Source organism: Candidatus Bipolaricaulota bacterium (assembly GCA_021159055.1).
Classification (GTDB): Bacteria; Bipolaricaulota; Bipolaricaulia; order UBA7950; family UBA9294; genus S016-54.
Window position 1 is genome coordinate 1 of record JAGGSO010000126.1, and the last position, 8,124, is coordinate 8,124.

At 63.4% G+C, this 8,124-nt stretch carries 8 protein-coding genes; 5 read left to right on the forward strand and 3 right to left on the reverse strand.

Annotated features, from left to right (window positions below; all coding sequences use genetic code 11):
• Positions 1 to 56: 56 nt before the first annotated feature.
• On the reverse strand, positions 57 to 1,064 hold the full coding sequence (pheS, locus tag J7J55_06515; protein MCD6142353.1) for a phenylalanine--tRNA ligase subunit alpha: 1,008 nt from the start codon (positions 1,062 to 1,064) through the stop codon (positions 57 to 59).
• 85 nt (positions 1,065 to 1,149) lie between these two features.
• Here pheS and J7J55_06520 point away from each other — a divergent pair, with 85 nt between their 5' ends.
• Positions 1,150 to 2,232: an aminopeptidase P family protein gene (locus J7J55_06520; GenBank protein MCD6142354.1), complete on the forward strand. Its 1,083-nt coding sequence runs from the start codon at positions 1,150 to 1,152 to the stop codon at positions 2,230 to 2,232.
• Positions 2,229 to 3,167: a PKD domain-containing protein gene (locus tag J7J55_06525; protein MCD6142355.1), complete on the forward strand. Its 939-nt coding sequence runs from the start codon at positions 2,229 to 2,231 to the stop codon at positions 3,165 to 3,167. The genes J7J55_06520 and J7J55_06525 overlap by 4 nt, the downstream gene beginning before the upstream one ends.
• Positions 3,168 to 3,213: 46 nt before the next feature.
• Here the strand turns inward: J7J55_06525 and J7J55_06530 are convergent, their stop codons facing one another.
• On the reverse strand, positions 3,214 to 3,930 hold the full coding sequence (locus tag J7J55_06530; protein MCD6142356.1) for a hypothetical protein: 717 nt from the start codon (positions 3,928 to 3,930) through the stop codon (positions 3,214 to 3,216).
• Positions 3,931 to 4,060: 130 nt separating this feature from the next.
• Here J7J55_06530 and rnhA point away from each other — a divergent pair, with 130 nt between their 5' ends.
• Positions 4,061 to 4,513 (forward strand): ribonuclease HI, encoded by a 453-nt coding sequence (rnhA, locus tag J7J55_06535; protein MCD6142357.1) that lies wholly within the window; start codon positions 4,061 to 4,063, stop codon positions 4,511 to 4,513.
• Positions 4,503 to 5,471 carry a D-glycerate dehydrogenase gene (locus tag J7J55_06540; protein ID MCD6142358.1) on the forward strand — a complete coding sequence of 323 codons (969 nt, stop codon included), beginning with the start codon at positions 4,503 to 4,505 and terminating at the stop codon, positions 5,469 to 5,471. The genes rnhA and J7J55_06540 overlap by 11 nt, the downstream gene beginning before the upstream one ends.
• Here the strand turns inward: J7J55_06540 and J7J55_06545 are convergent.
• On the reverse strand, positions 5,464 to 5,850 hold the full coding sequence (locus J7J55_06545; protein ID MCD6142359.1) for a hypothetical protein: 387 nt from the start codon (positions 5,848 to 5,850) through the stop codon (positions 5,464 to 5,466). The genes J7J55_06540 and J7J55_06545 overlap by 8 nt on opposite strands.
• A 176-nt stretch (positions 5,851 to 6,026) precedes the next feature.
• Here J7J55_06545 and J7J55_06550 point away from each other — a divergent pair.
• Positions 6,027 to 8,124: S8 family serine peptidase (locus tag J7J55_06550; GenBank protein MCD6142360.1), on the forward strand; the 2,098-nt coding region annotated here is incomplete at its 3' end.

Genomic DNA, 8,124 nt, shown 5'->3' on the forward strand with positions numbered 1-8,124 from the left:
CGGAAAAGCACAGGACGCGATCAGGAGCGGGTATGAGCTGGCACGAGCGTTATGAGTTAGAACTGGGTGATGAATCGCAGGTCGTTCTGGAGGAAGACGCGGATGTCGTCGATCTTGTGGCGGAGCATCGCCATCCGCTCGACCCCGAGGCCGAAGGCGAACCCGGTCACCTTCTCCGGGTCGTACCCGACTTCGGTCAGTACAGCCGGATCGACCATCCCCGCCCCCATGATCTCAAGCCACTCGGTCGCCCCGGGAGCGCGCATGTGTACCTGCACCGACGGCTCGGTGAACGGGAAGAAGTCGCCTGACATGCGCATCTCGTACCCCTCTCCGAAGAACTCGTGCACAAAGTGCTCAATCACGTATTTCAGGTTGGCGAGCGACAATCCCTCCTCCACCCACAGCAGTTCCACCTGGTGGAAGACCGGAGAGTGGGTCGCATCCTGGGTATCACGACGGTAGCAGCGACCGGGGCAGATGACGCGCACCGGTGGTTCGGTCGCCTTCATCACCCTGATCTGCACCGGCGAGGTGTGAGGCCGAAGGAGGTGGGTGTCATCTATGTAGAACGTGTCCCACTCGTCGCGCGCCGGATGGTTCGCCGGGATGTTCAGCGCCTCGAACGCGTGGTACTCGGTCTCGATCTCAGGGCCACTGGCGATGTCGAACCCCATGTGCAGGAAGATGTCCTCGATCTCCCGCTGGACCTGGGTGAGGAGGTGTAGATGCCCGAGCGGATGGTAGATTCCAGGGAGGGTAAGGTCGACCCGCTCCTTGGATAACTGCTCGGATATGGAAGCCTCCTTGAGCTCCTTTTCCCGGGCGGCGAACAGCTCGTTCCCTCGCGCCTTGAGCTCGTTGAGGAGTTTCCCCGCCGCGGCGCGCTCCTCCGGCGGAAGGCTCCCCAACAGCTTGAACAGCGCCGCGATCTTACCTTTGCGCCCCAAGTACTCAATGCGGAACGCCTCGAGCTCCGCGGCGGAGGAAATGGTGGATGCGCTTTTCTGCATCGCTTCGGAAATGGAAGTGATTTTCTCCTTCAGCTCATCGATCGTCGCCATGGCGAGGATTTTAGCGGGGGATTTCCCGATTGACAAGCAGGCACACCAGCGTATCATGGTGACAGCGCAGCCGAAAGGAGAGAACATGACCGATTACACGAACCGGCGGGAGAATCTACTCTCCCGCATCGACGGTGACGGTTTCATCACGATCAACCTGGAGGGTTCCGATTGGGTGAGCATGTACTACCTCTCCGGGTTCACCGGCGAGGGCGGTCTGGTGGTGACCAAGGACGAGACGCTCCTCATCACCGATTCCCGCTACACCGAGCAGGCCGGACGGGAGGTTCCGGAGCTTCCGGTCCATCAAGTGCGGAAGAATTACGACCAGGAGATCGGTGCAGCGATCTCGAAGCTCGGGATAAAGCGGCTTGTCCTCTCGTCCCGACGGATGAGCCACTATCTCGTCGCCAAGCTGAGCGAGATTCCCGGAGTGGAGGTAGTGCCTGCCGAGGATCCGGTCGGCGAACTGCGCCGGATCAAGGATCCTGATGAGATCGCCCGCATCCGGAATGCGACCCGGGTAACCGAGGAGTCGCTCGCCGCCGTGCTCAAGGAGATCGAACCCGGGATGACCGAGCGCGAGATCGCCCTCCGGCTGGAGTGGCTCATGCGTACCCGGGGGGCGGAGAAGGTGGCGTTCGATCTGATCATCGCCGCCGGAGAGAACTCTTCCCTCCCCCACTATCAGCCCGGGGATCGGAAGGTGAACGAAGGGGACCTGCTCCTGTGCGACATCGGGGCGCGGGTCGATCACTACTGCTCCGACATGACGCGCGTGTTCGCGGTCGGCGAGCCGTCCAGCAAGGCGAAGGAGATCTACGATCTCGTCCTGCGCGCCAACCGCGCCGGAGTGGCGGCGCTGCGGCCGGGAGCGACCGGAGTGGAGGTCGATGCCGCGGCACGGGACGTGATCGCCGCCGCCGGACACAAGGAGCACTTCGGCCACGGCCTTGGCCATGGGGTCGGGCTCGAGGTGCACGAATTTCCACGCCTCTCCCCACTCAGCAACGCCAAGCTGGCGGCGGGGATGGTGGTCACAGTCGAACCCGGGGTGTACCTGCCCGGGTTCGGTGGGGTGCGGATCGAGGATTTGCTCGTCGTAACTCCGGACGGGTGCGAGTCGCTCACCCAGTTCCCGCGCGACCGCCTCGAGGTCATCGGATGAGGGTACGCAGCATCCTCCTCCTCGGATTGCTCTTCTTCCTCGGCGGTTGCGCTTCCCTCACCTCAGGCCCGGTCGCCCGGTTCGAGGTTTCCCCTCCGGTGATCTATGCAGGGGATCAGGTTCGGTTCGACGGGTCGACCTCGTACTCGAATCAGGCGCTCATCTCCTACGGCTGGAGCTTCTCCGACGGCGGGACCGGGTACGGAAAGGAGGTCGATCATACCTTTTCCGCTCCGGGTGTTTACTCCGTCACCCTCACGGTCACCGACTCGGCCGGAAAACACGCCTCCGTAACACAGGAAGTCGTAGTCTACGCTCGTTCTGGGACCGAGTTCTACACCGATGATTTTTCGGACGGGAAAGAGGCCCTCTCCCGCTGGCCGCTCGATCCGGCATGGGCGAGCGAAAGCGAGGGAAGGATCGAGTCCGTCTCCGGGCATGGGTTCGTCCTCCACATAAAAAGCGGAATCGATCGCTGGCAGCGGCGCTATCACGCGATCAACCTTCCACCGCTCCGGACCGGGCAGCGGATCGTATTTTCCATCGCGGTGAAGGCAGCACAGAACCAGGACGAGCACGGGTTCTTCATCTTCCCCGCGCGCAAACGCCTGGAGACACTCGCAGGATCCCTCCCCTATTTCCGCTACTCGAGCGAGGAGGGAGGGGCGATCCTGTGCACACCGACCGCGAGCGGTGATGAAGTCCGGCACTTCCTTCCGTTCACCCCCGGGGTCTACCTGTGGTACACCTACAAGTTCGTGTTCTCCCCGACTGGGTATCAGTTCTACATAAACGACACCCTGTACTGGGAGGAAGAGAAGGGGATGGCGTCGCTCTCCGCCGGCGGAGATTGGATCATCCTGCTCGGGGACGAGAGCAAGATCGAGGCGTGCGACGCCTACTACGACGATATCGCAGTCCGGGTGGAGGAATAGAAACCGGCCCATCCCAGATTACTGGAATGGGCCGGTTGACGAGGGATCAGCTTCCTACTGCTTGCAGCTTCAGTTCCAGGATCTTGACGATCGCGTTCGCCCGGGTCAGGAGTTCCTTCCCCCGATCGAGGAGCGGATGCTGATCCGCCCCGGCGAACCCGGGCCGCATCGGACGGAACCCTTCACCCTTATCGGCCCATGGGTTGTTCCCGAATCGTCCCATCGGCTGTTGCCGCCCGAATCCACGCTCTTCGCCCCATGGGGAACTCCCCATCCGCCCGTTATTCATCATCCCCGACATCATCCTGGGGCCCATCATTCCCTGCGCCCTGGGCATGAGTGCGGCGCGGAGGAGCTCGCCCTGTTCGATCGTCAGGCTATCCTTGAGCGAGTCGAACGCTGTTTTCATCTGCTCGCGGATCTTCTCCATCGCATCATGCAGCTTGCTCCGGTACCCTTCGATCAGGGCGTCAAGCTGGGCCTCATCCCCGTGGAAGCCTATAAGGTCCTGGCGGAACGAGGAGTACAGGTCCTTCAACCCGCTCGCCTCGTCGGTCACGCCCTTGAGCGCATCGTGCAGGGCCTGCATTTGATCGGTCGTCAGGTTCATCCGATCGATCAGGATGAGCAACTGGATCTCCTCCGCCGGTTGTCCCAGCGGTTTATCCTGACGCACTCCCCCGGCCATCTGGGCGGAGAGAGGGAGCGCGACGAGGAGCCCGATCAGCACTGCCAAACTCGTTGAAGCGATCACCTTTTTCATTGTGTTACCCCCTTTTGATTTGGTGATTCCAAGTGGAAGAGTACACGGCCCGGATGAACGGGTGATGAAGGGATTGTGTCTTTCTCATGAACCGGTCGACAATTCGCGGCCGATCGGCTATACATATCCCATGAAGAAGGTGACGATCTACACCGACGGAGCATGCAGCGGGAACCCCGGCCCGGGCGGGTGGGGGGCGGTGCTGATTCACGGGACAGAGCGGCGGGAGCTGGCCGGTGGCGCGCGACAGACGACGAACAACCGGATGGAGCTCACCGCGGCGATCGAGGCACTGCGCGCGCTGCGGGAACCGTGCGAGGTCGATCTGTACACCGACTCGATCTATCTCAAAAACGGGATCACCGAGTGGCTCCCCAACTGGAAGCGCAACGGCTGGAAGCGGCGCAGCGGCAAGCGGCTCCTCCCGGTGAAGAACGAGGACCTGTGGCGGGTTTTGGATCAGCTCGTTGCTAAACACCGGGTCAGGTTTCACTGGGTGGAGGGACACGCCGGGAACGAGGAGAACGAGCGCTGCGACCAGCTCGCCCGCGCGGCGATCCCGAACGGAGGGGATGATGGCTGATATCTACGTCACCTGTCGTGTGTTTGCGGAGGAGATCGAGCGGCTGCGGGCCGCGGGCCATACGGTCGTGATGCGCGATGCACCCGGTCCGATCGGGCGGGAAGAGCTGCTGCAAAACGTTGGGAACGCCGATGCCCTCATCTGTCTCCTCTCCAATCGGATCGATAAGGCAGTGATCGATCGCGGGAAGCGGTTGCGGATCATCGCCAACCTCGGGGTCGGGTACGACAACATCGACGTTGCCGCGGCGCGGAAGCGGGGGATCGTCGTCACCAACACCCCCGGCGCCCTCACTGAGACGACGGCCGATCTCACCTTCGGGCTTCTGCTCGCCGCCGCGCGGCGGATCGTCGAGGCCGATTCCTACACCCGGGCCGGGGAGTTCCGCGGCTGGGAGCTGATGCAGCCCCACCTCGGGCTCGACGTGTACGGAAAGACGCTCGGGATCGTGGGGATGGGACGGATCGGGACCGCGGTCGCCCGGCGGGGGCATTTCGGGTTCGGGATGCCGGTGATCTACCACAACCGCCATCGCAACGAGCCGGCGGAGCAGGAGCTCGACGCCCGTTGGGTCCCGTTCGCCGAGCTGCTCGGGGAGAGCGACTTCGTCTGCGTCCACACCCCACTCACCGAGGAGACAAGGCATCTGTTCGACCGCGATGCGTTCCGGCGGATGAAGAAATCAGCGATCCTGGTGAACGTGGCGCGCGGACCGGTGGTCGACGAAGAGGCGCTGGTGTGGGCGCTGGAGACGGGAGAGATCGCCGGGGCGGGGATCGACGTGTACGAGAACGAGCCCGAAGTCCATCCCGGTCTCATAAAACTCCATGAACGGGTCGTCCTCACCCCGCACATCGGGAGCGCGAGCGAGGCGACGCGGCGGGCGCTGGCGAGGATCGCGGCCGATAACGTCCTTGCGGTCCTCGCCGGAGAGCAGCCCCTCACCCCGGTCAGCTGAAGCAGCCGAGCTGACAGGAGCTTATCTTGATCCCGAGCGCCTCCGCCGCGCCGGAGACCTGGACCTTCCCGATCTGAAGTTTTTTGGCGATCTCCCACGCCGCTTCACACGGGAGCCTGCCGTCCACTAGATGCGCCGTGATCTCTGCCTTCAGTCTCTCCGGGACATCCTTCATCGGCGTTACGACGCTTTTGCTTCCCAGATCGTCGTAGCCGAACAAACCGAGTTGGCAGCGGGAGATCTTGATCCCAAGCTGTGTCGCCTTCTCGCCCACTTCGAGTGGGGTGATCCCAAGCTCGGCAGCGATGCGGAAGGCTGCTGGGCAGGGGAGCCGGCCGTTTACGGTGGAGCTGCGGATTCTTTCTACTAGGGCATCCATGACCCTGAGTTTCTCCCTCGGGGATGGGCGTGCAGCAACTCCGATTTTGAGTGGCGGAGCCCCTCATCCCCATCTTCTACAGCTGTAAATTGGACTTCGAACCCCACAAGAAGTATTCTTTTCCACAAAGACAGCATTGACAGTTGCGTTTGGGAGCTGAATCCAGGAGAGATTACATGCAAAGGTTTTTTGCATTTTTGCTCGTGATCGGGCTTATCTGCCTGATATTCGTGAGCGCATTGGGAGCGGGGAAGCTCTCCCCGTACTTGCGGCTGCTTCTGACAGCGGATCCGAAGATCGCCCCTGCGGCCCTGCCCGGATTCGGCGGCACACCGCCGGGATTCACGCTGCCGTTCCCCACTGATGAGCCGATCCGCGTGTTGGTGAAGCTCTCCCATCCGTTCTTCGGAACAAGTCTCCTCGGGTTTCCTGTCATCGTATCCACGGGGACGATCGTCGGGCTGCGCGTTCCCGTCGAGGGGTTGCTCACTCTGGCTGCGGCGTCCGACGTCGTCTACGTGGAACCGGCGTGGAAGGCGAAACCGACCCTCGACCGGAGCGTCCCTGCGATCGGGGCGGACGTCCTGCACGCAGGCTCCCCGCCGGTCACCGGGAAGGGGGTGATCATCGGTGGGGTCGACACCGGGATCGACTATTCCCACTACGATTTTCGGTACGATTCTGATGGCGACGGGATTGAGGAGTCGTCCCGCATCCTCTACATCCTCGACCAGACCGGGCTGTTCAACGCCACCTACACCAAGGCCGAGATCGAAAGCGACCTGCGGGACGGACTCGGGCCGAACGAGGGTGATGTGCGGGAGCAGGACACCGACGGCCATGGGACGCACGTGATGGGGATCGCCGCCGGGGACGGCTCGGCCTCCACCGCCGGGTTCATCGGGGTGGCACCGCAAGCGTGGATCATCGCGGTGAAGACCACGTTCTACACCTCGGACATCCTCGCCGGGGTACGCTACATCTTCGACAAGGCCGACGAGCTCGGGCTCCCGGCGGTGGTCAACCTGAGCCTGGGAGGGCAGGACGGGCCGCACGATGGGACGAGCCTGTTCGAGCAGGGGCTGGACGAACTCCTCGACCGGCCGGGGCGGGCGATCGTCGTATCGGCAGGGAACGAAGGGGACAAGGCAATTCATGTCGGCCGGTCCCTGAACGGGGACGCGTACACCTTTTCCCTCGTCCCGCGCGAGGGGTCGCTCGACTTCTCTCTCTGGTACCCGAGCGGATCATCGTTCACGATCACGGTCGTCCCGCCGGGCGGGGCCCCGATCTCCGTCCCGACCGGGGGGAGCGATTCGGCGAGCACCCCGTCCGGAAACGTGTACGTGGACAACGCCTCGGGAGGAGAAAACCCGGAGAACGGCGATAACGAGGCCCTCATCAACCTGTCCGGCCTGACATCCCAGCTCCCCTGGTCGGTCACGGTTACCGACTCCGGGGGTGGAGGGAGGTTCGACGGGTGGATCACCTCGGACAATGGGACGATCCTCGGGGGGGACGCGTCCGAGACGGTCGACGAACCGGGGAACGCCCGCCGCGTGATCACCGTGGGAGCGTTCACCACCAAGAATCGCTGGGCCTCCCGCGCCGGAGAGGAGGACTTCTCCGACCAGTACCCGATCGGTGATTTATCGTACTTCTCCAGTCGCGGACCGACCCGGGACGGGAGGGTGAAGCCGGAGATCACCGCACCCGGGGCGTGGATCGCTGCCGCGATGTCATCGTCCGCACCGGCCGCCGATTACCTCACCTGCCCGGACGGGGTCCATACCCTCCTCCTCGGGACGAGCATGGCCGCCCCACACGTGACAGGAACGATCGCCCTGATGTTCTCCATCGATCCCGATCTCACCGCAACCGAGGTGCGGGACCTCCTGACCGGAACTGCACAGCCGGACAGGTTCACCGGCGCGGTTCCGAACCCGGAGTGGGGGTGGGGGAAGCTCCGGGCTGATACCGCGGTCTCCTCCCTCTCTCCGCCTCCGCCCGGCCCCACGGCAAGCCTCAAGGTAAAACTCGCGGAAAACCCGGTTCGGACCTCTGCTCGCTTCATCTGCACCGTCCCGGATGATTCCTCCGGTGCTACCCTGTACATCTACGATGTCGCAGGGAGATCGGTGGCAGCGATCCCGATCCCGCCCGGCGGGTCGAACTACGACTGGGATCTGACCGACGCGAGCGGCATCCCGCTCGCCCCCGGGCTCTATCTCTTCGTCCTCTCCGATGGGACAACCTGCAGCCCGATCGGGAAGC